This is a genomic window from Burkholderia sp. A9 (assembly GCF_000801975.1).
The window spans coordinates 85,033-109,964 of record NZ_JSZN01000002.1; the positions used below are offsets into that span (position 1 = coordinate 85,033).

Below are 24,932 nucleotides of genomic sequence, written 5' to 3' on the forward strand. Positions count from 1 at the left end.
ATCGCGTGCAAACGAACAAGCCGGGGCATGCCCCGGCTTTTTTTCATCCGACCGGCTGCGCCGGGTCGTCCTGCGCGTCGCGCATCGCGGCCCTCTCGACGCACCAGCACACGCCGTCGGGCCCGTCGATCGCCTGCTTGCCGGCGCGCGGCTTCAGCAGGCGCGTCACACGTGCGCCGCCGCGCCGTCGAGCGCCGCGCGCACGCGCTCGACCTGCTGTTCGTCGACGGGGGCCAGCACCGCGCCGCGCGGCCGCACGCCCGAGCCGAAATGCACCGCGCGCACGCCGGTGGCGCGGACGAAATCGCCGACCGCATCGACCGTGAGCCCCGAGCCGGCCAGCACCGTGCAGGTCGAGCCGGCCGCCTGCCGCACCATCCGCGTGATCGTCGCGACTGCGTCGAGTACCGACGGATGGCCGCCCGACGTCAGCACGGACGTGACGGCCGGCACGCGCAGCAGCGCGTCGAACGCGGCGTTGAGATCGCGCGCGACGTCGAACGCGCGGTGGAACGTGAGCGCACGGCCGTCCGCGGCGGCCGCGATGCGGGCGAGCGCGTCGAGATCGAGATCGCCGCGCGCATCGAGCGCGCCGAACACGACGCCGTTCGCGCCGGCCGCGACGGCCGCGCGCACGTCGCGTTCGATCACACGCAGGTCGTCGGCGTCGTAGACGAACGAGCGGCTGTGCGGGCGCACGATCACGTTCACCGGAATCGGCACGGCAGCCACGACGGCCTCGATCAGGCCGGCACTCGGCGTGAGCCCGCCTTCGGTGATCGCGGTCACGAGTTCGAGGCGATTGGCACCCGCGCGGGCGGCGGCCTTCGCATCGCCGACAGTCGTGGCGATCACTTCGAGGAGGACGGAGGAAGCGGCGGGTCGGTTCATCGGCGGCTCGCGAATCGTCAGGACAATTCGCGCATCCTATCCGAGCGGCGTGAACCGCACCAGCGCGACGCCGGCGCTATGCGCCGTCGGCCGCTTCGTCGCGCCAGTCGATATCGCCGCACAGCACGTGCTGCGCATCGCCGATGCGCACCGCCATCGACAGCGTCACGCACGGCTGCGCCTCGTTGATCGACAGGTACGGGCGCGTCACCTGCACGCGTCCGGGCTCGGCGATCGCCGTACGGAAATACGGCCGGCGCAGCCAGTTCGCCCCCTGCGCATCCGCCAGCGGCGAGAAGCGCGCCTCGGCCAGCGCGCGGTCCGCGCGCAGCACGACGTTGCGGCCCGCCTGGCGGCCCCGTGCGTCGAGCAGGAAGCAGCGCGCCGCATCGTCGAGCGCGAGGAAGTTCCAGCACACCTCGTCGAGCGGCTCGCCGGCCGCCACCCGCTCGGCCGCGCGCTCGAACGCGCGCAGGTACGGCGCGAGCCGCTGCGCGTCGCGCCGCTCGCGCGCTTCGGTCTGCTGACGAAAGCGCTCGGTCAGCTCGCCGATGCAGCCGGTCGCCGCCGCGCTGTCGGGCAAGCCGGGCGCCGGGCGGCCGAAGTAATAGCCCTGCACGAAATCGGCCTCGCACGACAGCGCGATCTGCGCGTCGTGTTCGGTCTCGATCCCTTCGACGAGCACGAGCTTGCCGGCCTCGTGCAGCAGCGTGACCAGCCCGTGCAGGATCGCGGTGAGCCCGGTACGGTGCGCCGCGTGGGACAGCATGATCCGGTCGAGCTTCACGATGTCGGGGTTCAGCTGCCAGATCCGCTCGAGGTTCGAATCACCGGCGCCGAAATCGTCGAGCGCGATCAGGAAGCCCTGCGCACGGAATTCGCGCACGGCGTCGGCGAGCCGCTCGACGTCTTCCGCACGCTGTTCGAGCACTTCGAGCACGACGCGGCGCGGCGGCATGCCGAGCCGCTTCAGGTTCGCGAGCAGCGCGGCGGCCTGGAACGGATCGGTAAGCACGCCCGGATGCACGTTGAGGAACAGCCACTCGCGCTCAGCGCCGAGCAACGCGAAGTTCTCGAGATGCAGCGCCTGCGCGAGCCGGTCGAGCTGCAGCAGTTCTCCCTGGCGCGCGGCCTCGCCGAACACGTCGAGCGGCGACACGGCGCGGTCGAGCGCGTCATGCGCGCGCAACAGCGCCTCGTAGCCCACCGCGCGCTGGTGCGACAGGCTGAATATCGGCTGGAACACGGTCGTGAGCGTCAGGTCGCGATGCTGGGTCGCCAGACGCTCGAGGCCGGAACTCATCTCCCGCTGGAAACGATACGGCGATGCGGTGGCCGGACGCTCCTGTTGCGCGATCGTCATGGCTTCCTCCTGATGATGCGGTCGAACGCGGCTGGCGAACGGGACGGCGCGCGCAATGTCATGGTCGAATCCTCGGTTGTCCGGCCGGTGCCGGACGGTACGCCAGCATCAAGCAAGCTCCGTGCAAGGGCTTAACACGGCCGCCGCGCCTGCGTTCGGGGGCGTCGCACCACCGTGGCGCAGGCCGGCTGCACCGTTTGCGTGCATGCGCACCGGGGCACGCGAGCGCACCCGTCACGCCGTCACGCTAAACTCCGTACGGTCGTTTCATTCTCCACAATTGCCGTATCGATGGAAATCGTCTTCACAGTCCTGATCCTGCTGCTCACCGTCGCGCTGTCCGGCGCGGTCACGCGCATGCTGCCGTTGCGGCTTCCGCTGCCGCTGATGCAGATCGCGTTCGGTGCGATCCTCGCGTGGCCGAAGCTGAACCTGCACGTCACGTTCGATCCCGAAATCTTCATGCTGCTGTTCATTCCGCCGCTGCTGTTCGCGGACGGCTGGCGGATTCCGAAACGCGAGCTGTACCTGCAGCGCCGCGCGATCCTGATGCTCGCGTTCGGGCTCGTATTCATGACGGTACTCGCGGTGGGCTACTTCGCGCACTGGCTGATACCCGAGTTGCCGCTGCCGATCGCGTTTGCCCTCGCGGCCGTGCTGTCGCCGACCGACGCGGTCGCGCTGTCGGGCATCGCCGGCAAGGGGCGCATTCCGCCGCAACTGATGCACATCCTCGAAGGCGAGGCGCTGATGAACGACGCGTCGGGCCTCGTCGCGCTGAAGTTCGCGGTCGCGGCCGCGCTCACCGGCATGTTCTCGCTGCGCGAAGCGTCGGTCACCTTCGTGATCGTCGCCGCCGGCGGGCTCGCGACGGGCGCGATCGTGTCGTGGGTGTTCAGCGCGCTGTCGACGCGCTTCCTGAACGCCGAGCAGGAAGGCGATCCGGCCCCCGGCATCGTGATGACGCTGCTCGTGCCCTTCGCCGCGTATCTGTTCGCCGAGCACCTCGACCTGTCGGGCGTGCTCGCGGCCGTGTCGGCCGGGATGATGATGAATTACACGAGCTTCTCGCGCAAAAGCACGGTCGCGTCGCGCGTGCGTGCCGAAAGCACCTGGGCGATGATCGAGTTCGTGTTCAACGGCATGGTGTTCATCATGCTCGGGCTGCAGCTGCCGCACATCATCGGCCGCGCGCTGGTCGACGCGCACCACACGAGCGACGTGCTGGTCGGCCGGATGATCTTCAACGTGTGCGCGATGATGGTCGCGCTCTATGCGATCCGCTTCCTGTGGGTCTGGCTGCTGCGCTGGATCGCGAGCCGCCGTGCCGCGCGCCAGGGCCTCGCGGGCACGATGGCCGGCGTGCGCACGATCGCGGTGATGACGGTCGGCGGCGTGCGCGGCGCGGTCACGCTCGCGGGCGTGCTGTCGATCCCCGTCGCGCTGTCCGACGGTGCGCCGCTGCCCGGGCGCGACACCGCGATCTTCGTCGCGTCGGCCGTGATTCTCGGCTCGCTGATCGTCGCGGTGATCGGCCTGCCGCTGCTGCTGCGCGGCGTGCGCTCGACGCGCAACCCGCTGGCCGACGAGGAACGCACCGCGCGCGCGGCCGCCGCGCAGGCCGCGATCCGTGCGATCGACTCGTCGCACGATGCGATCTCGACCAATCTCGACGAATCGGGCGCCGCGCGCTGCGCCGACATCTCCGCGCGCGTGATGGACCAGTACCGCCGCCGCCTCGCCGCACTCGCCGAGGACGGCCCGACGCCGCGCGCGGAAGCGAAGCAGACCGAGACGATGGAGCTGCAGATGCGGATCGCGGCCGTGCGCGCGGAGCGATCGGTGCTGTACCGGCTGCGCAGCGAGAGCAAGATCTCGGACGAGACGCTGACCAAGCTGATCCGCGAGATCGACCTGTCGGAAACGGCACTGTCGACGCGCAAGAAAGGCATCATCTGACTGCACGGCGCACGGCGCGCGGCGCGCGGTGCGCCGGCACCGCCGTCCATAAAAAACGGCGACGCGCGGGCGTCGCCGTTTTCATCTCCGCGCGCGTTCGCGTTACTTCGCGACGACGACCGGAATCCCCTTCAGCATCCCCGCGCCCTTCATCTCGTCGAGCGCGTGCTGCACGGCCGCACTCGTCGCCGCATCGATGCCGAGCTGCAGCGCGAGCTCGCGCTCGGCGCGCTTCACGCCGGCGAGGTTGCGCACCTTCACGTGACCGAAGCCGCGCACGCGGGCGTGAAGATCCGCCAGCTGCGCGACCTGCGCCGCATTGCCGGCCGTCGTCGCGGCGAGCGCGCGCGTGAGCGTCGTCTCGTAGTCGTCCGCGAGCGCGCGTTCCATCCTGCGCTCGGCGGTGCGGCCGAACGGATCGAGCCACGTGCCGCGCAGGCTGCGCACGCGCGCGAGCGTGCCGAGCACCGGCCACATCCACTGGCCGAACACGCGCTTCTTCGGCGCGCTGCCGTCGCTGCCGGCCTTCGCGACCGTCGGCGGCGCAAGGTTGAACTTCACGCGATAGTCCTGCCCCGGCACGCCTTCGAACTGCGCTTCGAGCGCCGTGCGGAACGTGCCGTCCGCGTACAGCCGCGCGACCTCGTATTCGTCCTTCACCGCGAGCAGCCGATAGAACGTCGTCGCGACCGCGCGCGTCAGCGCATCGTCGCCCTTCGCACGCGCCGCGTTCACCAGTGCGCGGTAGCGCTCGACGTAATGCGCGCCGCCGTATGCGTCGAGGCGCGCTTCACGATCGGCGACCAGCTCGGCGAGCGTCGCCGGTGCGACCTCCGTGGCCACCTTGTGACGCGCATTCCACAATGCCTCGAGACCCACCGCGTCGCCGGCCGCCATCCGGCCGATCGCGAATGCGAGCTTGTTCATCGGCACCGCGACGTTGTTCAGCTCGATCGCGCGCATCATCGCGGCGAGCGACACCGGCACGAGGCCGAGCTGCCACGCGTAGCCGAGCATCAGGATGTTCGCGCCGATCGAGTCGCCGAGGAATTTCGCGGCGAGCGCCTGCGCGTCGCAGCTCGACAGGTAGCCGTCACCCGCCGCATGGTGCATCTTTTCGAGCAGCGCATCCGCGTGCAGGTTCGCGTCGGGGTTCTGCACGAACGACGCGTTCGGAATCCGGTGCGTGTTGACCACGATCCGCGAACGCTCGTGACGCACCGTCTGCAGTGCCTCGGCACTCGCGCCGACCACCATGTCGCACGCGAGCAGCACGTCCGCCTGCTGCGTGTCGATGCGTACCTGGTTCAGCCATTGGTCGCTCGACGCAATCCGCACGAACGACAGCACCGAGCCGCCCTTCTGCGCGAAGCCCATGAAGTCGAGCACCGACGCGCTCTTGCCTTCGAGGTGCGCGGCCATGCTGATCAGCGCGCCGACCGTCACGACACCCGTGCCGCCGACGCCCGTCACGAGCATGTCGTACGGCGCCGCGTCGAGATGCGTCGCGGGCACCGGCAACGCGTCGACGCGCACGGCCAGCGCCGCCTCGTCGAACGCCGCGCCGGCGGCCTTCTTCAGCGCCGCGCCTTCGACCGTCACGAAGCTCGGGCAAAAGCCGTTCACGCACGAGTAGTCCTTGTTGCACGACGACTGGTCGATGCGGCGCTTGCGGCCGAGCGGCGTCTCGAGCGGCTCGACCGACAGGCAGTTCGACTGCACGCCGCAGTCGCCGCAGCCTTCGCACACCGCGTCGTTGATGAACAGGCGCTTGTCCGGGTCGGGGAATTCGCCCTTCTTGCGGCGCCGACGCTTCTCGGCCGCGCAGGTCTGGTCGTAGATCAGCACGGTGACGCCCGGCGTCTCGCGCAGCTCGCGCTGCACCGTGTCGAGTTCGCTGCGGTGATGGAACGTCGTGCCCGGCGGGAACTGCCCGTGATGGCCGTCGTACTTCTCCGGTTCGTCGGACACCACGACGAAGCGCGACACGCCTTCCGCCTCCACCTGCCGCGCGATCTGCGGCACCGAGATGCTGCCGTCGACCGGCTGGCCGCCCGTCATCGCGACCGCGTCGTTGTAGAGGATCTTGTACGTGATGTTCGTTTTCGCGGCGACCGCCTGGCGGATCGCGAGAATGCCCGAGTGGAAGTAGGTGCCGTCGCCGAGGTTCTGGAACACGTGCTTCGTGTTGGTGAACATCGCGTGCGCGGCCCAGTCGACACCCTCGCCGCCCATCTGGATCAAGCCCGTCGTGTCGCGCTCCATCCAGGACGCCATGAAGTGGCAGCCGATGCCGGCCTGCGCGATCGAGCCCTCCGGCACCTTGGTCGACGTGTTGTGCGGGCAGCCCGAGCAGAAGTACGGCGTGCGCTTCACCGCGTCCGCCTCGTTCGAGAGGATCTGCGGCGCGACGAGATCGACGACGCGTTCGCGGCGATCCAGCGCCGGCTTGTGCCGCGCGAGCCACGCGGCGAACACCGGCAGGATCCGCGACGGCCGCAGCTCGCCGAGTTCGGACAGCAGGCTTGCGCCCTGCGCATCGTGCTTGCCGAGTACGCGCGGGCGCGCGCCGTCCGTGCGGTTGTACAGGTAGTCCTTGATCTGCTGCTCGATGACGGGGCCCTTCTCCTCGATCACCAGCACTTCGGCGAGCCCGTCGACGAAGGTCTCGATGCGCGTCATCTCGAGCGGATACGACAGGCCGACCTTGTAGATCCGCACGCCGGCCGCGTCGAGATCGGCGACCGTCAGGTCGAGGCGGCGCAGCGCTTCCATCAGGTCGAGGTGCGCCTTGCCGCAGGTGACGATGCCGACATTCGCCTGCGCGCTCGGTGCGATCCACTTGTCGATGCTGTGGGTGCGCGCGAAATGGCGCACCGCGTCGAGCTTCGCGGCGAGGCGCGCCTCGATCGTGAGGCTCGGCAGGTCGGGCCAGCGGTTGTGCAGGCCGCCCGGCGGCGGCGTGAAGCCCGGCGGCGCCGGCCAGTGCGTCTGCAGCGCGTCGAGATCGACGGTCGAGCCCGATTCGACGGTCTCCGAGATCGCCTTGAAGCCGACCCACGCGCCCGAGTAGCGCGACAGCGCCCAGCCGTACAGGCCGAACTCGAGCATGTCGGCGATGTTCGACGGATTCACGACCGGCATGTGCCACGCGATCATCGCGAAGTCGCTCTGGTGCGGCATCGACGACGACACGCAGCCGTGGTCGTCGCCCGCCACCACCAGCACGCCGCCGTGCGGCGACGAACCGTACGCATTGCCGTGCTTCAGCGCGTCGCCGGCACGGTCGACGCCGGGGCCCTTGCCGTACCACATCGCGTACACGCCATCGACGGTGCGCTCCGGATCGGCCTCGACGCGCTGCGTGCCGAGCACCGCGGTGCCGCCGAGCTCCTCGTTGATCGCGGGCAGGAAGCGCACGCCGCTGCCGTCGAGCAGCTTCTTCGCCTTCCACAGCTGCTGGTCGACCATCCCGAGCGGCGAGCCGCGGTAGCCGCTGACGAAGCCGGCCGTGTTCAGGCCCTGCGCGGCGTCGGATGCGCGCTGCATCAGCATCAGGCGGACCAGCGCCTGCGTGCCGGTCAGGAAGATCCGGCCGCGCGTGGCGGTCAGGTTGTCGGTCAGACGGTAGTCGGATAGAGCGGGCGGGCCGTCGACTGGCAGGCGGGCGGTCATGGGGATGTCTCCTGATTGTGCTGTTCTGGGCCGCGCGCCGGGGCGTCGGGCGACGCCGGCCGGGAGCGGCTGGATGGCTCTATTTTTTCGCGGAGAGACGAGAAAGTTTTTTCTCATCTTGCTCGGGTGCCGTCGGAGTGAGAAAAACTGCGCAGGTTTTGGCCGTGATTTGAGAGAGTTTTCGCGCAGGGTGGCAGGCGACGGTTGAGGGCGTGTCGGCGTGGGCGCGTGGGTCGTCCGGAAAAGCCGCGGATGGACGGAAGGCGGCCCGCGGGCGTGGCGGCGGACGCTCGCGGCCCGTGTGACAAGGGTTTGGGCGGTTGAGGGCGAACGTCCTCACCGATGCCATGCACAGCGTTCGGACTGGTCGCGGGTGCGGGATGTCCACAATGCGGTGGCTTTCAGGCGGATCGCATGCGCATGCTCACCTTGCGATTGCACAGGGTTTCGAGTGGTGTCGGGGCCGGGATGTCCACACCGAAGTCGGTCCGCAGTTCGTCCGGATTCCGACGCTCACCGCCAACTTCCACAGCGCGACGAGTGGATACCGGCGGGAGATATCCACACGGCCGCATCCGCGTCCCGACGCTACGGCGCGCGCCCTCGCTGTTCGGTTGCACAGGATTGCGAGTCGGTTCGACGGCTCGATATCCACACCGCCATCCGCCCGCCCAACGTGCCGATGCGCCTGTCCGGTCGCGGAAGAGACGCGGGATGTCGTGTGTTCCATCGCGGCGTGCTGGACGCCTGGATGCCGGTTTCAGTGTGGATGACCGGCTCGGCGAGATGTCGGAGGGCCGTGGAGTTGATTGATGAGTGCAGCCGCGCAGTCGAACGAGGGCGTGCAGATCGGGTGTGGATAGCTCGACCAACGACAACTCAAAACGCTGTGAAATTCAACAGTGAGCACCAGCACGCGATCGAACGTGGGTGCCAATTCGGGTGTGGATAGCTCGACCAACGGCAACTCAAAACGCTGTGAAACTCAACGGTGAGCACCGGCACGCGATCGAACGCGAGTGCCAATTCGGGTGTGGATAGCTCGACCCGCGACCACTCAAAACACTGTGAAATTCAACGGTGAGCGTCGGCATGCTATCGAACGAAGGTGCGGACTCGGGTGTGAATCGCGGCACAATCAGCCACTCGGAGCACCGTGCAACGCAATGCACGCATACGCAGCCGAGCAGCATGCCCCCCCTCCCGCGCCGCTGAATTACACGGCACGCCGACGGGTCTGGGCAACGGGATATCCACACGAACTCAAGTACTAACACCGAGCACGAACTCGTTCATCGCGCCGGAATCGGGAGTATTTCGACCGAGTCGACGGCCGGATATTCAGACAAAATGCGGCGCTCCGCAGGATCGGGCGCCAACAGCGACCGCTGGAATGAACAGCGCTGCGCATGAATCCCAAAGATCGGGAGAGCATATTGGAGCCGGCAGCTTGATTCGACGACCCGGCCGATGCTCGCGCGAAGAACACGCCGCACGCCGGATCCCGCTACGGGCCGGCTAGTCGCACGGAAGCAGGCTGCCGACCGATCGCCCACGCATGCTCAGCATGGAAATACACAGCGCGTCGAGTCGCTTCGGATGCCGCATATCCACATCGAGCCACGCACTCGAACGAAACGCGCATGCGCGAGTGCGGTTAGAATGCGCGACCCTTCGAGCCGCGCCGGAGAGCGGGAACGCGCGCACAAGCGAGCGCCTCGCTCGATCGGGTGGCGACGCTCACCATTGAAATACACTGCGCTTCGAGTGGGTCCGGCGGCAGGATATCCACACCGCAATACGCGTCCGGACCTATCACCGATCCGCGCGTGCCGTTAAAATGCGCGGCGCTGCGCATCTGGCCGGACGTCCGGAGAACCGCACCAGGCAAGCCCCACGCGCATTGGGACGGCGACGCTCACCCCTCAAAAGCACAGCATTTTTCGTCGTTTCGGACCCTGGTTGTCCACACCCTGCGACGAGCATCCGGCCGCAGGCGGACACCCTCACCGGTGAAATGCACAGCATGTCGAGTGGTTTCGCGGCCGGGATATCCACAACCGATACTGCGCCGACATTCACCGCCAGCCCATCGTCAGAGCCGGTTCATGCGTCCGCTCGCGGCCATCGCCGAATGCCGGGAAGCCCCGTAGATTCGACCTCCGGGCGCGCACTCACCGTGCGAATCCACAGCATTTCGAGTGGGTGGGGAGGCGGGTTGTCCACACGCTCCGCCCCCACCGCCAGGCGAGCCCACGCTTGCGAGCGCCGTCACTCGGCAATCGAACGGATGATCCGCGCCGGGTTTCCGCCGACCAGCGTATCCGGCGGAACGTCCCGCGTCACGACGGAACCCGCGCCAACAACCGAGTTCTCGCCGACCGTCACGCCGCCGATGATCGTCGCCCCCGCGCCGATCCACACGTTGTTCCCGATCACGATCGGCCGGGCGACCACGAAGTCGCGCCGGCGCGACGGCTCGACGGGATGGCCCGACGTGATGAGGCTCACGTTCGGCCCGATCATCACGTCTTCGCCGAGGTCGAGGCCGCCGAGATCATAGAACGTGCAGTTCTGGTTCACGAAGACGTTGCGGCCGATCCGGGTATTGGCGCCGCCGGTCGCGTAGAACGGCGGGATCAGCAGGAAGCCGTCATCCATCGGCTGGCCGATCAGTTCGCCGAACAAGCTCCGGACTTCGTCCGCATCGTCGAACGTCAGACGGTTCAGCCGCGCGATGATTGCCATCGTCCGCTTGAGCTCGGCGCGCATCGCTGCCGATTCCGGCGTTCGCCGGGGAATGATCGTGGTGCGCTCGTCGTTCGCCATCCGTTGCGGTACTCCGTGCGCGATCGAACCGGCATTCGGCGCACGACGACAGCGCCTGATTCGCCGCATGCGATCGCATGGACCTGAATTCAATCATGCGGACGACCTGCGCGTGGCGGCCCGGGTTTAGCGTTTCGCGGCACATCGGCGGTCATCGTCCGGTGCGCGCACCACCGCCCGCGATGCTGCCGCAAGATCGGCGGGCCATTGTAGTCGCACCGGCTTCGTACCGGGCATTCTCGAAATTATTCATAACTAGTTTATTTATAACTAGTTAGATCATGAATTTCCACCACACCTGGCTTTGCGCGAATTTCGACGTCGATCCGCATCCGGCCGACCACGCGCAACCGCCGGCCTGGCGCGATCCCACGACCCGTCGCTGCCGTCGGCCGCCCCTGTCCGAACCTCGCCCGCTCGGGTACGCTTGAGCATCCACCGAACCGACACGCACACCCATACGCGGAGGCGCGATGAAGCTCTACTACTGGCCGAAAACCAGGGCATTCCGGGCGCTGTGGATGCTGGAAGAAATCGGCGTTGTCTACGAGCTCGTGCCGATCGACCTGCGTTCGCACGAACAGGGCAGCGAGGCGTTCATCCAGGTCAATCCGATGGCCAAGCTGCCCGCGCTCGACGACGGCAGCGCACCGTTCGCCGAATCCGGTGCGGTGCTGCTCTATCTCGCCGATCGCTGTCCGGGTGCCGGGCTCGGCATCGCGCCCGACGATCCGCTGCGCGGCCGCTTCCTGCAGTGGATGTTCTTCACACCCACCTGCGTCGAGCCCGCGATGGCCGAAAAATTCACCGGCGCGTCGGGCAATCCGGTCGCGTTCGGCTGGGGCAACATCACGCGCGTGCAGCGCGCGCTCGCGCAAACGCTCGCCCACAGCCAGTGGCTCGTCGGCGACCATTTCACCGCAGCCGACCTGCTGCTTGCCAGCACGCTGAAGATCGCGTTCGACGCGCACCTGCTGCCGCACGAAGGGGTGCTCGGCGACTACGTCGCGCGCGCCGAGGACCGCGACGGCTACCGCCGCGCGGTTGCGGTCGAACAGCGCGAAGCGGCGCGACTGCTGCATGCGTGACGCGTGAACGGCGCGGCATTCGGTGGCGGCGATCTCCCCCGGATGCCGGTGCCTGTTGCCGCCGACAGCCGGCCCTATGCGGCCGGCCCGGGTGTCTGCGCCGCGGCGCCGGCGTCGATCACGGCCCCCGGCGAGCCGCGCTCGTCCGTATCGACCTCGACCGGCACCACCTCGTGAAAATGCGTGTAGTCGATGTGCGTGACACCGCCTTCCTCGTGCATCAGGTCGACATAGCGGTAACGCCAGCGAAGCTCCGCATGGGTCCACGAGTAGCGCGCCTGCATGACCTGCGCGGTCGTCTCGTCGGAGCCCTCGATCGTGATCAGCAGCGACGCGTCGCGCGCGGCGAGCGATTCGGCCGTCTCGCCGAACAGCGGGCTCGCTTCGTCGATCACGTGCATCAGGTTCCAGCCGAGCAGGAAGATCGGATGCTCGCTGCGCACGAGCGGCAGATCGTGGATCTTGCGCAGCGTGTAGCCCTCGTGCGTGCCCTCGACGCGCATCAGCCGCAGTTTCGCCTGCGCTTCGGCGATCACGTTCTGGCGCGCATTCGCGGCGCGCACCATCAGCGTCATCCGGCCGTTCAGCGGCCGCACGATCGCGTAGCGCGCGAACAGGATCTTCGCCTGCGGCCGCGAAAACCGCGCGAACACCAGCCCGGTGGCCAGCGCGATGCCCGACATCCCGATGAAGATCTCGAAGGTCGCGACGAGGTGCGCGTAGACGGTCTGCGGATGCATGTCGCCGTAGCCGACCGTCGCGAGCGTCTCGACGCTGAAGAAGAACGCACCGCCGAACCCGGCCGGCGACTGGTTCGCGATCGACGCGTTGCCGAGCAGGTAGAGCGTCGCGAAGCCGCCGTTGAGCAGCAGGAACAGCATCGCGAGCGACAGGAAGAACACGGGCCAGCTCACCGTCAGCGCACGGTGATAGAGGTCGCGCCAGCCGAGCGGCGGCATCCCGTACGCGATCACGGGGCGGGTGCCCGACCAGATCTTGCGGCCACGGCCGCGGGAGGCTGGGGAGGACGAATCGACGTTCATCGCGCGATGCCTGAAGCAGGAAGGCGATGAGCGTAGCACGCGGGGCGACGGCGGGGAATGCGCACCGTTGCGGAGCGGACCTGCACCGCGCGGCAGGCGCCCGCCGCCGCGCGACGCCGAAAAAAAACGGCCGCATGAGCGGCCGGCTGCGCGGTCATCCTGCCGGGAGGCGCCGTGCTTACTTGCGGTCGACGATCACGCGGTCGAACGTGCCGCCGTCGGCGAAGTGGGTCTTCTGCGCGTTCGCCCAGCTGCCGAAAACCTGCTCGACGCTGAACGTCTTCAGCGGCTTGAACTCGGCCGCATGCTTCTTCAGCACGTTCGCATCGCGCGGGCGCAGATGGTGCTGCGCGATGATCTCCTGCGCCTGCGGCGTGTACAGGTAGTCGAGATACGCCTGCGCGGCCTTGCGCGTGCCCTTCTTGTCGACGACCCTGTCGACGACGGCGACCGGCGGCTCCGCGAGGATGCTCGCCGACGGATACACCGCGTCGAATTCCGCACCGGACGCCCCTGTATCCATCAGCGCGACCTCGTTCTCGAACGTGACGAGCACGTCGCCAATGCCGCGCTGCGTGAACGTCGTCGTCGCGCCGCGACCGCCCGAATCGAGCACCGGCACGTTGCGGAACACCGCCTTCTCGAACTCGAGCGCCTGCTGGTCAGTCGCGCCCTTCTGCTTCTGGTAGCCCCATGCGGCGAGATACGCGTAGCGGCCGTTGCCCGACGTCTTCGGGTTCGCGATGATCACCTGCACGCCCTGCTTCGCGAGATCGCTCCAGTCCTTGATCGCCTTCGGGTTGCCCTTGCGCACGAGGAACACCATCGTCGTCGAGTACGGCGAGCTGTTGTCGGGGAAGCGCGCACGCCAGTCATTCGGCAGCAGCTGGCCGCGCTCGGCGAGCAGGTCGATGTCGTTCGGCTGGTTCATCGTCACGACGTCGGCCTGCAGCCCCTGCAGCACCGACAGCGCCTGCGCGCTCGACGCGCCGTGCGACTGCTTGATCGTCACCGTCTCGCCGGTCTGCTGCTTGTACGCGGCGGCGAAGCTCGTGTTGATGTCCTTGTACAGCTCGCGCGTCACGTCGTACGACACGTTCAGGATCGACGTGTCCGCGTGAGCGGCCGTCGCCGCCACGACCAGCGCCGCCGCCGTACCCGTGTGCAGCCAGCGGCCGATCCCCTTGATGCTTGCCATCGCGATATGCCCCGTTTCCAGTGGTGGTGAATGTGCGTGACGGCGCGCGTACGCGCTGTCATCGAAACGTAAGCGGGCATTCTAGCGGCCGGGCGCCGCGCGCTTTCCAATCTGTCATGCAAAGCAAATCTCGAATCCTGCTAACCGGCGCGCGCCGCTCGCGTGCCCGCCCGATCCGATGTTAAGATCGCCGTTCAGCCCTTTTCCCGGTTCATCCATGTCCGCTGCCCTGCGCTCGCCCTCGATCCTCGCCGCCGTCGCGGCAGGTGCGCGCGCGGCCGGGCTGAAACTGAAAAAACGACTCCTCGACTGACGGGGACGTCGCGTCCCGTCAGGCGAATGCCGGACGGGATGCCCGCAGGTCGTTTCTTTCTCCTCGCTCGCACGCCTCGCTCCGGCACCCCGCCGGCGGAACGGTTCCTTCCCACTCCGTTTCCACCATGAGGCTTTGCATGCACACACGTTTCGAAGGTATCTGGCTGCCGCTCATCACGCCGTTCCACGACGGCGAGGTTGACCACGGCGCGCTCGCGCGACTCGCGCGTCACTATGCAGCGGCGGGGATCGCGGGTTTCGTCGCGGGTGCGACGACCGGTGAAGGCGTGCTGCTCGACGCCCGGGAACAGGACGCCGTGTTCGCGACGCTGCGCGATGCGGCGCCCGGCCTGCCGATCGTCGTCGGGCTCACCGCGAGCGCGACGCACTTCGCGGCCGCCCGCGCCCGCGAACTCGCCGCGCTGCGGCCAGACGGGCTGCTCGTCACGCCGCCCGTCTACGTGCGGCCGACGCAGGACGGGATTCGCCGCCACGTCGAGGCGATCGTCGCCGCGGCCGACCTGCCCGTCCTCGTCTACAACATCCCGTACCGCACCGGCGTGAACGTCGAACTGGACACGCTGCAGGCGCTCGCGCGCGACCCGCGCGTCGCGGGCATCAAGGAATGCGGCGGCACGCTCGACCGGATGAGTCGGCTCGTGCACGACACGCCGCTCGCGATCCTCTCCGGCGACGACAACCAGAACTTCGCCGCGCTGTGCGCCGGTGCGCATGGCGCGATCGCGAGCAGCGCGCATGTGCTGCCCGAATGGCATGTGCGGATCCACGCGCTGCTGCGCGACGGCCGGCTCGCTGACGCGCGGCGGCTGTCGGTCGCGCTGCAGCCGCTCATTGCAGCGCTGTTCGCGGAGCCGAATCCGGCGCCGGTGAAGGCAGTGCTAGCTGCGCAGGGGTGGTGCGAGGATGGGTTGCGGCTGCCGTTCGTGCCGGCGAGCGAGGGGTTGCGGGAGCGGCTCGGCACGCTGTGCGCGGCGCTGGAGGCGTCGGCGCAGGTGGTCGCGGCAGCGTAGGATTTCGCTCCCGAAACTGTTTCAGACCGTCAGAATCCGCGACGCGCCATACTGCGCAAGATGGCCGTCGGCGGTGATGAGCAGCATCGGTTCGGACCAGGCCTGTGCGACCAGCAAGCGGTCGAACGGATCGCGATGATAGTGGGGCAGATAGCGCACGGCTGCGCCGTGCGCGGCCCGAACCGGCAGCTCCCGATATCGGCTCATCGCAATCGCTTCGACCATCCGGTCCACCTCCACGTCCAGCTTCCCCGTCCCGGCCTTGATCGCGACTTCCCAGATGCTCGCGCTGCTGATGAACACCTCGTCGGCTTCAGCAATCAGATTGCGCGCGCGAGCGCTCAATTTCGGATCATTGGCCCACATCCAGAGAAAGATGTGCGTATCGAATAGCAGCCGCATCACTTTCCTTCGAACGCATCCTGCAAATCATCGGGAAGCGGTGCGTCAAAGTCGTCCGCGATCCATATCTGCCCCTTGAGGAGCCCGTAATGATGAATCGGCTTGAGCGGCACGAGCCGGACCGACTGCTTGCCGTCCTGCATGATCACGACGCGCTCGCCGGCGATCGCGGCATCGAGAAGCCGCTGAAGATCGAGCGCGGCTTCCGGGACAGTGGCAACTTGCATGATGGCCTCCATTGAGTGATCCACCATTGTCACGACATTAGCCCCGTCCCTCCAATAGGCCGAACGCCCAGCCGAGCGCAGGCGTGTCGATCGCCATCACGCCGCCAGCGCCCCCGCCTCCCCTCGCGTCGCGTCCCGCACCGCCTGTGTGACGATCCGCGCGAGCCGCTCGACGGTCGGCGTCGCCGACGACGTACGCCGCAACAGCATCAGCGGCAGGCCAGGCAGTGCCGGCAGCCCGGACGACGCCGCGTCGAGCACACGCACCGACGCGGGCAGCCCGTAGTGCGAGCGCACGGTCAGCCCGAGGCCGGCCGCCGCCGCCGCCCATAGCCCTGCCAGGCTCGGCGTCGTGAACGCGACGCGCCACGGCACGCCCGCGCGGTCGAGCGCATCGGTCGCCGCGCCGAAGAAGCGGCACGGCCGGTCGAATACGACGAGCGGCAATGGCTCGCCTGACGCGCGCATCGCACGCAGACGCGCGGCGCCGTCGTCGACCGCATCCGCCGGTCCGTCGGCGTCCAGCATGCCGAAACCGCTCGCGCCGCCCGCCGCGATCCACTGCATCGGCACCTGCGCGATCGCGTCGCTGTCGATGCCCGCGCGCGACACCAGCGCCGCCGACGCCGGGTCGCCCCACACGAGCGCGAGATCGAGCTGGTTCGCGTCGAGCCGCTCGAGCAACTCGGCGTTGCGCGCGACGCGCGCCTCGATCCTCACCTTCGGATGCGCACGCGCGAAACGCCCGAGCACGTCGGGCAGGATCGCTTCGCCGAAGTCCTCCTGCAGGCCGACCCGCACCCAGCCGTCGAGATTCACGCCGCGCACGGCCGCGGCCGCCTCGTCGTTCAGCTCGATCATCCGCCGCGCATAGCGCAGCATCGCGTCGCCGGCGTCGGTCAGCGCGAGCCCGCGGCCGGCCTTCACGAACAGCGGCGTGCCGGCCTGTTCCTCGAGCTTGCGGATCTGCGCACTCACCGCCGACGACGAACGCGCGACGCGATCGGCGGCCTTCGCGAAGCTGCCAAGATCCACACCCGCGACCAGGCTGCGCAACGCCGCGACGTCGAAGTTCGGCCGGGCCAGCGTGGCGTCGGGTGCCGCGAGCGACGCGTCGCCATGGGCATGGTCTTGTCCGGACATCTCAATCATCCCGTCTTATCGAACGATTCATCAAAAACTTTCCGATTTTCAGGATGAATGTAGGTCGCCACACTGGCGATGTCAATTTCCAAACGGGCCCTGTCGCCATGGATACCTCCTGCCTAGCATCCCCGTCCTCGCCCGCGCGCGACGCGCGCGGCCCGGCCCATCGCTGGCGCGTGCTCGCGGCCGGCGTCGCCGCGAACATGAGCTTTTCCGCCGCCGCGGCGGGCATTCCGACCACCGCCGTGTGGATGCGCTCGGCCTATCACCTCGACAACGGTGCGCTGGGCCTCGTGCTCGGCGCGCTCGGCTTCGGCGTCGCCCTGTCCGAACTGCCATGGGGGATCGCCGCCGACCGCTTCGGCGATCGCCGCGTGCTGCTCACCGGCCTCGTCGCGACCGCCGCGATGCTGGCGCTGATGGTGGCCACGATCGTCCCGGCCGCGCACGCGGTGCCGCCGCTCATGCGCGTCGTCGCGGCGATGTGCTGCGTCGGCCTGCTCGGCGGCAGCGTGAACGGCTCGAGCGGACGCGCGGTGATGCGCTGGTTCGGCGAGCACGAACGCGGGCTCGCGATGAGCATCCGCCAGACGGCCGTGCCGCTCGGCGGCGGCGTCGGCGCGGCACTGCTGCCGTCGCTCGCTTCGCATGCGGGCTTCGCCGCGGTGTACGGCGCGCTGATGCTGCTGTGTGCCGGATCGGCCGCGCTCACGTGGCGCTGGCTGCACGAACCGCCCGATGCGGCGGCCACCGCGCCCGTCGCCGCGAACCGCGCCGTCGGGCAGCAACCGCCGGCCGCGCCCGCGCGCAGCCCGCTCGCGAGCGGCTGCGTCTGGCGCATCGTGCTCGGCATCGGCGCGCTGTGTGCGCCACAGTTCGCGGTACTCACGTTCGCGACCGTGTTCCTGCACGATTTCGGCCGGCTCGGCCTCGCCGGCATCAGCGCGGCGATGGTCGCGCTGCAGTTGGGCGCGATGGTGATGCGCGTGTGGAGCGGCCGCCATACCGACCGGCACGGCAACCGGCGTGCGTACCTGCGCGGGTCGGTCTGCGTCGCGGCCGGATCGTTCGCGCTGCTCGCGGCCGCGACCGCCGGCAGCCCGCATGTGCCACTCGCCGCGATCGTCGCGATCCTCGTGTTCGCCGGCATCTGCGTGTCGGCCTGGCACGGCGTCGCGTACACCGAACTCGCGACGCTCGCGGGCGCGAACCACGCAGGCACCGCCCTCGGGATGGCGAACACGGTCGTCTATCTCGGGCTGTTCGCGACGCCGCTCGCGATTCCGCCGCTGCTCGCCGTCAGCTCGTGGAGCGTGGTGTGGCTCGCGACCGCGCTGATCGCGGCGGCAACGTACCCGTTGTTTGCCCGCTAGCCGGCAAGCGGGCGCCAGCGGCGACGCCCGTCCTGCCCGACCGCATGGCGCAGCATTCAGAACTTGTACACGGCCGACAGCATCGCCGAGCGGCCGTCGCCGAACTCGACGGCCGACGATTGCGATGCGTTTCCCGCCACCTGCCGCACGCGTTCGACGTACGCGCGATCGAACAGGTTGTCGACGTTCAGCTGGAAGCGCAGCCTGCGGCTCACGTCGTACGACGCCATCAGCTTGTGCACCCAGTACGCACCGAGCTTGCCGTCGCCTTGCGACGTCACGTTGCGCCGGCCGACGAAGTGCGAACCGTAGCCCACCGTCCAGCCCGCCGGCAACCGATAGGTCGTCCACAGGTTGAACGCGTGCCGCGGCGTGTTGCCGAGCGCCTGCCCATCGCGGCGCGGCGTGGCCGGTGAACTGAGCGTGACGCTCGCGAGATACGTGTAGTTGGCGAACACGTCCCACTGCCGCGTCACCTTGCCCGCAGCCCCGAGCTCGATGCCGCGAACGCGCTGCCGGCCCACGAGCGCGTAGCTGCCGTCGGCCATGCGTTCGCGCGCGTTGTTCTTTTCGGTCTGGAACAGCGCGCCGTTCAGCGCGACGCCCGCGAGCCCCTCCCATTTCGCGCCGAGCTCGAAGCTCTCGTTCTTCTCGGGCGCGAGCGCGCCAGTTGCCGCGCTCACGCCGGAGCCGGAAGTCGCGAGAAATTCGGCGGACGGGTTGAACGACGTGCCATACGCGAAATACACGCGACCGTTGTCGGTCGGCTTGAACACGAGCCCCGCGCGCGTGCTCAGGTGACGATCGGAACTGTCCGCGCGCTCGGCGGGCTTGCCGGCCGCGGCCCCTTCCGCCCAGCCGTCGATCCAGTCGTGCCGCAGCCCGACGTCGATGTCCCAGTAGCGGCCGACCGAGATCGTGTCGAACGCGTACAGCGCCTTCACGACCAGCGCGGTGTCCTGGCGGGCACTGTCCTCGCGCTGTGCCGGGCCGCGCCACGCGCCGGGTGGCGCCGCGAGCGCGAAGCCGTCGGCCGGGTAGAACCGGTTGAGCCCGTACGAATAGGTCGTGCGGCCGTATGTTTCGCGCGAGATCTCGAAGCCCGTCACGAGCGTGTGCCCGACGCCGAACGTCGTGAACGTGCTCGTCACGTTCGTCTGGTTCGCCCACATCGCGGTCGACGCGTCGCGGCCGTAGCCTTGCGGCCCGGCCGGCTTGTAACGCCCGGGCGGCAGCCCTTCCAGGCTCACGCGCGCTCCCGAAATCACCGTATCGCGATTCAGGTGCGCGTAGCGGCTCAGGTTCTGCACCTTCAGGCCGGACGACACGTCGTGTTCGGCCTTCACGGTGAACGTGTCGGACGTGATCCGTTCGCGATCCAGATTGCGCCAGCCGAAATAGCGGTCGCGCGACATGCCGGCCAGCACCTGGCCGTTGTGCGCCGGCAGCCCGTAGTCGGGCAGGTTGTTGTCGTACTGGTGAAAATAGCCGAGCGTGACGCGCGTCGGCGTGCCGAGGCCAAACGCGAGCGACGGCGCGACGCCCCAGCGGCGCTTGCGGATGTCGTTGCGGCCCGGCACATCGTTGACATGCGCCATCGCGTTCAGGCGGAACGCGGCCCGGCCTTCGGTGCCGGGCACCGGCCGGTTCGCATCGAGCGTCACGCGGCGGTAGCCGGACGTACCGAGCATCGTGCCGGCCTCCGTGAGCGCCGCGGCTTTCGGTGTCTTGCTCACCAGATTCACCGAACCGCCCGTCGTGCCCGCGCCGCCGAATACCGAGTTCGGCCCCTTGATCACCTCGACGGCCTCGATGTTGAACAGGTCGCTGCGATTGTTCTGCGCACTGTCGCGCAACCCGTCGAGCTGCAGGTTCGCGTTCGCGCCGAAGCCGCGGATATTGAACATGTCGCCCGACCCGCCGCCACCCTCTCCCGCGTTGAACGTGATGCCCGCGACGTTCGACAGCGCGTCGCGCAGGCTCAGCGCCTGCTGTTCGTCGAGCACCGCGCGCGGCACGACGGTGATCGTCTGCGGCACGTCGAGCAGCGGCTTCGCATATTTCGCGGAACCCGACCGGTCGACAAGCGAACCGGCGTCGCGATTGCCGTGGACGAAGATCGGAGTCAGATGCGGCACATGCCGCAGCTCGCCCTCGTCTGCGCATGCCGGTGCGGCCACACAGGTCATCATCGCGAATGCCACGGACGCGGACGCGCCACGCGGTGGCAGCGCGTTCGACTGAATGCAGAGACTCATGTTCACTCCACTCCATCGATGATAATGATTCTCATTCAAATTGATTGGAGCCGGCATGGCAATTGGACACGTCCGAACTTCGTCATCCGAACGAACTGTCGAACGAAACGGCTATGCCGCCGGACGGCCGCAGCCCGCCTTCCTTGGCCACACTCGCGAAGCGCGCGACCGACCGCTCGGCCTCGCGCTACGGGCCCGGCAGCTGGCCCGGCGTCGTCGCCGAGAAGCTGATGAACGAGACGGTGTTCCCGGTCGCGAGCCCCGCGTACCGCAATCGCGACGGCATCGCGCCGCGCGCGCCAGCCGATCTCGTGCGCGCGACGCTGCTGCGCCATCCCGCGCAGCCGTGGGAACCGTGGTTCCAGGCCGCGCGGCTCGACCTGACCGAATCCGCGTGCGCGCCGCGCTTCACCGACGCGAACGCATTGATCGACGCGACGCTGGAAGGACGCGGCGTCGCGCTCGCGCGCCGCTCGCTGATCGAACCCGAACTCGCGGCTGGCACGCTCGTGCGCGTGTCGACGGTGCGCGTGACCGACGTGTATGCGCACTACGTGGTGTGGCGCCCCGATCATCCGCGCGAAGCGGCGATCCGCACGTGGCTCGACTGGCTGCGCAGCGAAGTGCGGCGCCGGACGCCGCGCCGCTGACACGCGGCGCCCGGCTGCGCGGCGAAGCGCGCGAAAGCATTTAGTCGGCTCGACGAAAGCCGTTCGCGATCACGCGCCGGTCGCAAACGATTCACCGAATCGTCGCATCGCACCGGCATACTCGAAAACGTTTCCCGATCCGCCTGCCAGGAGAGAAGTGATGCGTCGTGTTGCCCTCGTCGTCGTTCTATGTGCCACCGCCTTCGTCGCCGCCTGCAGCGACGACGCGCCGCACGACGCGCACGCGACCGACGCCTCGCAACAGGCCGGCGCATCGTCCGGCGCCGCGAGCGCGTTCAACAGTGCTGCCGGTGCGAACGCCGCCGCGTCCGATGCCGCGCCGCTCGCGCCGCCCGTCGTTCACTACCCGCCCGACGATGACGACGACGCGAAGCCCGCGCCGAACGCGGGCACGTCCGGCGTCGCCGCATCGTCGCCGCACTGATCCCGCCGTTCCTGTTGGTGTCCCCGTTCCCCGATCGCAGAACCGAGGTGAAATAACATGACGTCATTCAGCCGCCGCCGTTTCCTGCAGACCGTCGCACAATCCGCCGGCGCGGCCGTCGCGCTCAACACGTTTCCCGAATCGATCCGCCGTGCGCTCGCGATTCCGGCCGCGCGCGGCACCGGCACGATCCGCGATGTCCAGCACATCGTCGTGTTCATGCAGGAGAACCGCTCGTTCGACCATTACTTCGGACACCTGCGCGGCGTGCGCGGCTACAACGACCGCTTCCCGATCCCGCTGCCGAACGGCAAGCCGGTGTGGTACCAGCCGTCGAAGGAAGATCCGGCGAAGCCCGTGCTGCCGTTCCGGCTCGACACCAAGACGACCAGCGCGCAGTGCCTCGGCGCGCTCGATCACTCGTGGGCGAAGACCCACGCGGCGATCGACGCAGGCCGCTACGACCAGTGGCCCGCGAACAAGACCGACATGACGATGGGCTATCACGTGCGCGAGGACATCCCGTTCCACTACGCGCTCGCCGATGCGTTCACCGTGTGCGACAACTACTTCTGCTCGCTGCCGGGGCCGACGCACCCGAACCGTTCGTACCTGATGACGGGTACGGTCGACCCGACCGGCAAGTTCGGCGGCCCACTGCTCGACAACGCCGACTACGTCGACGGCGACCTGCCGCCCGCGTACCAGCTGCTGTCGTGGACGACCTTCCCGGAACGGCTCGAGGCGCGCGGCGTGTCGTGGCAGATCTACCAGCAGGGGCTCACCTGGGCCGACCCGTACAACGGCAACTACGGCACGAACATCCTGCAGAACTTCACGAACTTCATCAACGCGCAGCCGGGCTCGTCGCTGTACCAGCGTGCGCAGACGGTCCGCACGCTCGACAACCTGAAGGACGACGTGATCAACGACCGGCTGCCGCAGGTATCGTGGCTGCTGCCGCCCGCCGCGTTCTCCGAGCATCCGAAATACACGCCCGCGTACGGCGCGAACTACACGTCGCAGATCCTCGACGCGCTCACGTCGAATCCGGACGTGTGGGCGAAGACCGTGCTGTTCATCATGTACGACGAGAACGACGGCTTCTTCGATCACATCGTGCCGCCGCAGCCGCCGACGTCGGCCGCGCAGGGCATATCGACCGTGACGACCGACGGCGAGCTGCATACGGTCGTGAACCCCGGCCGCGGCGGCAGCTACACCGCCGACGGGCTGCCGTACGGCCTCGGGCCGCGCGTGCCGATGACGGTCGTGTCGCCGTGGTCGAAGGGCGGCTTCGTGTGCTCGCAGGTGTTCGACCACACGTCGGTGATCCGTTTCATCGGCGAGCGCTTCGGCGTCGACGAACCGAACATCACGCCGTGGCGCCGCACGGTGTGCGGCGACCTCACCGCCGCGTTCGACTTCCGCTCGTCCGACGCGACCTTCCCGTCGCTGCCCGATACGAGCCAGTACCGCTCGGTCGCGGACCAGCAATGCACGTCGCAGCCCGCGCCGACCGTGCCCGCGACGCCGTCGCCGATCGATCCGCAGGAGCCCGGCGTGCGGCCCGCGCGCGCACTGCCGTACGAACTGCACGTGAACGCGAGCATCTACGGCGGCAACACACTGCGCATCGAGTTCGCGAACCGCGGCAACCAGGGCGCGCACTTCCACGTGTACGCGGCGAACCGCACCGACGGCCCGTGGCGCTACACGGTCGGCGCGCGCCGCGTGCTGCACGCGGACTTCGACCTGACGCAAACGAATGGCGCCTACGCGTTCTCGGTGTACGGGCCGAACGGTTTCGTGCGGATGTTCTCCGGCAACGTGTCGGCCGAGACGGCGCGCCGCCGCAACCACGCGCAGCCCGAGGTGAAGGCCGGCTACGACATCGCGAACGGCAACCTGTACCTGAAGCTGCGCAACCCTGGCGCGGGCCACGTCACGCTGACGCTGACCGACAACGCGTACGGCGCGCCCGCGCGCCAGGTGACGCTGCACGGCGGCGACGAGCACGTCGAGCAGTGGGCGCTCGCGTCGAGCCACCACTGGTATGACGTAACGGTGAGCGACGGTGCGAACGGCACGTTCTCGCGCCGCTTCGCGGGCCACGTCGAGAACGGCCGGCCGAGCTACTCGGATCCGGCCGCGGTGCAGCCGGTCGCCGCGTCGTAAGCGCCACGGCACGACGTTGCGCGGCACCCGCCGCGCAATTTCAGACCGCGTGCGCGAGCGCGCGGTCGACGAGCGCGGCGTCGAAGCCGTCGTCGGCGTCGCGAAAACGCAGCGGCGCCGCGCAATGAACCAGCGTGTCGATGAAATACTTCGCCCGCGGCCACGGCCCGAAGCCGGCCGCGGTGTTGATGTGCCCCGCGTCGCCGAGGTTCACGAACGCGCTGCCGAGCCGCTGCGCGAGCGTGCGCGCATCGGCGAGCGGCATCCACGGGTCGGTTTCGCTGCCGATCACGATCGACGGCACCGCGAGCCGGCGCGCGTCGAACGGCCCGGCGAACGTGAATTTCTGCGGACTGGCGGGCGCGACGAGCAGCACGCCCGCGACCTCGGCCGCCTGCGGCCATTGCGCGAGCGCATGCGCGGCCGCGAGGCAGCCGAAGCTGTGCGCGGCGAGCACGAACGGACCGCGCTCGCGGTCGAGCAACGCGCGTACTGACTGCGCCCAGCGCGCGAGGTCGGGCGCATCCCAGTCGGCCTGTTCAACCCGCAGCGAACGCGGGAACTGCCGCTCCAGCCAGGTCTGCCAGTGAGCGCCTTCGCTGCCGTGCAGGCCCGGAACGGTCAAGAGCCGCGGCGGCCACGCCGATTTGCTGCATGCGCGCATGATTGCCCTCGCTTGCTTTGCTTGGAGACGGGGTTCGATTGTGGCGCGCCGCGCCCGGCGGCCGAACCAATATTTTGTGCTTTGCTTTTGCGCGGGACGGTCACCGGGTCGGCCGGTGCGGGCCGCACGGCACCGGCCGGCAGCCTCATGGCGGCGCAACCCGCCGCGAAACCGTAGAATGTGGGCTTCCCGCTTGC

At 68.7% G+C, this 24,932-nt stretch carries 18 protein-coding genes and 1 pseudogene; 7 read left to right on the forward strand and 12 right to left on the reverse strand.

The features are described 5' to 3' along the window. Positions 1-43: 43 nt before the first annotated feature. The 3 genes from PI86_RS17820 to PI86_RS00790 all read right to left on the reverse strand — a co-directional run bounded on the left by PI86_RS17820 (position 44) and on the right by PI86_RS00790 (position 2,254). On the reverse strand, positions 44-169 hold the full coding sequence (locus tag PI86_RS17820; protein ID WP_268745850.1) for a hypothetical protein: 126 nt from the start codon (positions 167-169) through the stop codon (positions 44-46). Beyond that, on the reverse strand, positions 166-891 hold the full coding sequence (locus PI86_RS00785) for a copper homeostasis protein CutC (RefSeq protein WP_039317649.1): 726 nt from the start codon (positions 889-891) through the stop codon (positions 166-168). The genes PI86_RS17820 and PI86_RS00785 overlap by 4 nt, the downstream gene beginning before the upstream one ends. Positions 892-967: 76 nt before the next feature. Continuing rightward, positions 968-2,254 (reverse strand): sensor domain-containing phosphodiesterase, encoded by a 1,287-nt coding sequence (locus tag PI86_RS00790; RefSeq protein WP_039317652.1) that lies wholly within the window; start codon positions 2,252-2,254, stop codon positions 968-970. A gap of 291 nt (positions 2,255-2,545) precedes the next feature. On the opposite strand from PI86_RS00790, the gene PI86_RS00795 reads away from it, so the two are divergent. Then, positions 2,546-4,213, forward strand: coding sequence for a Na+/H+ antiporter (locus PI86_RS00795; protein WP_039317655.1), 1,668 nt, complete (start codon positions 2,546-2,548; stop codon positions 4,211-4,213). A 102-nt stretch (positions 4,214-4,315) separates the two neighbouring features. Here PI86_RS00795 and PI86_RS00800 read toward each other — a convergent pair whose 3' ends face one another. Both PI86_RS00800 and PI86_RS00805 read right to left on the reverse strand, forming a co-directional pair. Beyond that, on the reverse strand, positions 4,316-7,888 hold the full coding sequence (locus PI86_RS00800) for an indolepyruvate ferredoxin oxidoreductase family protein (protein ID WP_039317658.1): 3,573 nt from the start codon (positions 7,886-7,888) through the stop codon (positions 4,316-4,318). A gap of 2,271 nt (positions 7,889-10,159) precedes the next feature. After that, the gene (locus PI86_RS00805) at positions 10,160-10,717 is read right to left on the reverse strand and encodes a sugar O-acetyltransferase (RefSeq protein WP_039317662.1); all 558 of its coding nucleotides are present in this window, start codon (positions 10,715-10,717) and stop codon (positions 10,160-10,162) included. Between the two features lie 473 nt (positions 10,718-11,190). Here PI86_RS00805 and PI86_RS00810 point away from each other — a divergent pair, with 473 nt between their 5' ends. After that, positions 11,191-11,805 (forward strand): glutathione S-transferase family protein, encoded by a 615-nt coding sequence (locus PI86_RS00810; protein ID WP_039317665.1) that lies wholly within the window; start codon positions 11,191-11,193, stop codon positions 11,803-11,805. Positions 11,806-11,879: 74 nt separating this feature from the next. On the opposite strand, the gene PI86_RS00815 is transcribed toward PI86_RS00810, so the two are convergent. Together PI86_RS00815 and PI86_RS00820 are read right to left on the reverse strand one after the other, a co-directional pair. Beyond that, positions 11,880-12,848: an ion channel gene (locus PI86_RS00815; protein WP_039317668.1), complete on the reverse strand. Its 969-nt coding sequence runs from the start codon at positions 12,846-12,848 to the stop codon at positions 11,880-11,882. A 178-nt stretch (positions 12,849-13,026) separates the two neighbouring features. Next, positions 13,027-14,046: a sulfate ABC transporter substrate-binding protein gene (locus PI86_RS00820; RefSeq protein ID WP_039317671.1), complete on the reverse strand. Its 1,020-nt coding sequence runs from the start codon at positions 14,044-14,046 to the stop codon at positions 13,027-13,029. A 452-nt stretch (positions 14,047-14,498) separates the two neighbouring features. Here PI86_RS00820 and dapA point away from each other — a divergent pair, with 452 nt between their 5' ends. Next, a complete protein-coding gene (gene dapA / locus PI86_RS00825; RefSeq protein ID WP_039317675.1) occupies positions 14,499-15,392 on the forward strand; it encodes a 4-hydroxy-tetrahydrodipicolinate synthase in 894 nt (297 codons plus the stop codon). A gap of 21 nt (positions 15,393-15,413) precedes the next feature. Here dapA and PI86_RS00830 read toward each other — a convergent pair whose 3' ends face one another. From PI86_RS00830 to PI86_RS00840, 3 genes are all read right to left on the reverse strand, one after another. Next, positions 15,414-15,794: a type II toxin-antitoxin system VapC family toxin gene (locus PI86_RS00830; RefSeq protein ID WP_039317677.1), complete on the reverse strand. Its 381-nt coding sequence runs from the start codon at positions 15,792-15,794 to the stop codon at positions 15,414-15,416. Next, positions 15,794-16,033, reverse strand: a complete 240-nt coding sequence (locus tag PI86_RS00835; RefSeq protein ID WP_052319342.1) for a type II toxin-antitoxin system Phd/YefM family antitoxin — start codon at positions 16,031-16,033, stop codon at positions 15,794-15,796. The genes PI86_RS00830 and PI86_RS00835 overlap by 1 nt, the downstream gene beginning before the upstream one ends. An 84-nt stretch (positions 16,034-16,117) precedes the next feature. Further along, complete coding sequence (locus PI86_RS00840; RefSeq protein ID WP_039317729.1) at positions 16,118-17,164, reverse strand: LysR substrate-binding domain-containing protein; 1,047 nt, start codon at positions 17,162-17,164, stop codon at positions 16,118-16,120. A gap of 107 nt (positions 17,165-17,271) precedes the next feature. On the opposite strand from PI86_RS00840, the gene PI86_RS00845 reads away from it, so the two are divergent. Then, positions 17,272-18,540, forward strand: coding sequence for an MFS transporter (locus tag PI86_RS00845; RefSeq protein ID WP_039317682.1), 1,269 nt, complete (start codon positions 17,272-17,274; stop codon positions 18,538-18,540). A 56-nt stretch (positions 18,541-18,596) separates the two neighbouring features. Here PI86_RS00845 and PI86_RS00850 read toward each other — a convergent pair whose 3' ends face one another. Continuing rightward, on the reverse strand, positions 18,597-20,798 hold the full coding sequence (locus PI86_RS00850; RefSeq protein ID WP_039317687.1) for a TonB-dependent receptor: 2,202 nt from the start codon (positions 20,796-20,798) through the stop codon (positions 18,597-18,599). 140 nt (positions 20,799-20,938) lie between these two features. Between PI86_RS00850 and PI86_RS00855 the strand changes: the two are divergent. The 3 genes and pseudogenes from PI86_RS00855 to PI86_RS00865 all read left to right on the forward strand — a co-directional run. Beyond that, positions 20,939-21,448, forward strand: a pseudogene (locus PI86_RS00855) (LysR substrate-binding domain-containing protein); the annotation flags it as partial. Positions 21,449-21,608: 160 nt separating this feature from the next. Next, positions 21,609-21,893 (forward strand): hypothetical protein, encoded by a 285-nt coding sequence (locus PI86_RS00860; protein WP_014895862.1) that lies wholly within the window; start codon positions 21,609-21,611, stop codon positions 21,891-21,893. Between the two features lie 57 nt (positions 21,894-21,950). After that, positions 21,951-24,071 carry a phosphocholine-specific phospholipase C gene (locus PI86_RS00865; protein WP_039317689.1) on the forward strand — a complete coding sequence of 707 codons (2,121 nt, stop codon included), beginning with the start codon at positions 21,951-21,953 and terminating at the stop codon, positions 24,069-24,071. A gap of 40 nt (positions 24,072-24,111) precedes the next feature. On the opposite strand, the gene PI86_RS00870 is transcribed toward PI86_RS00865, so the two are convergent. Beyond that, a complete protein-coding gene (locus PI86_RS00870; protein WP_039317692.1) occupies positions 24,112-24,735 on the reverse strand; it encodes an RBBP9/YdeN family alpha/beta hydrolase in 624 nt (207 codons plus the stop codon). Between the last annotated feature and the right edge of the window lie 197 nt (positions 24,736-24,932).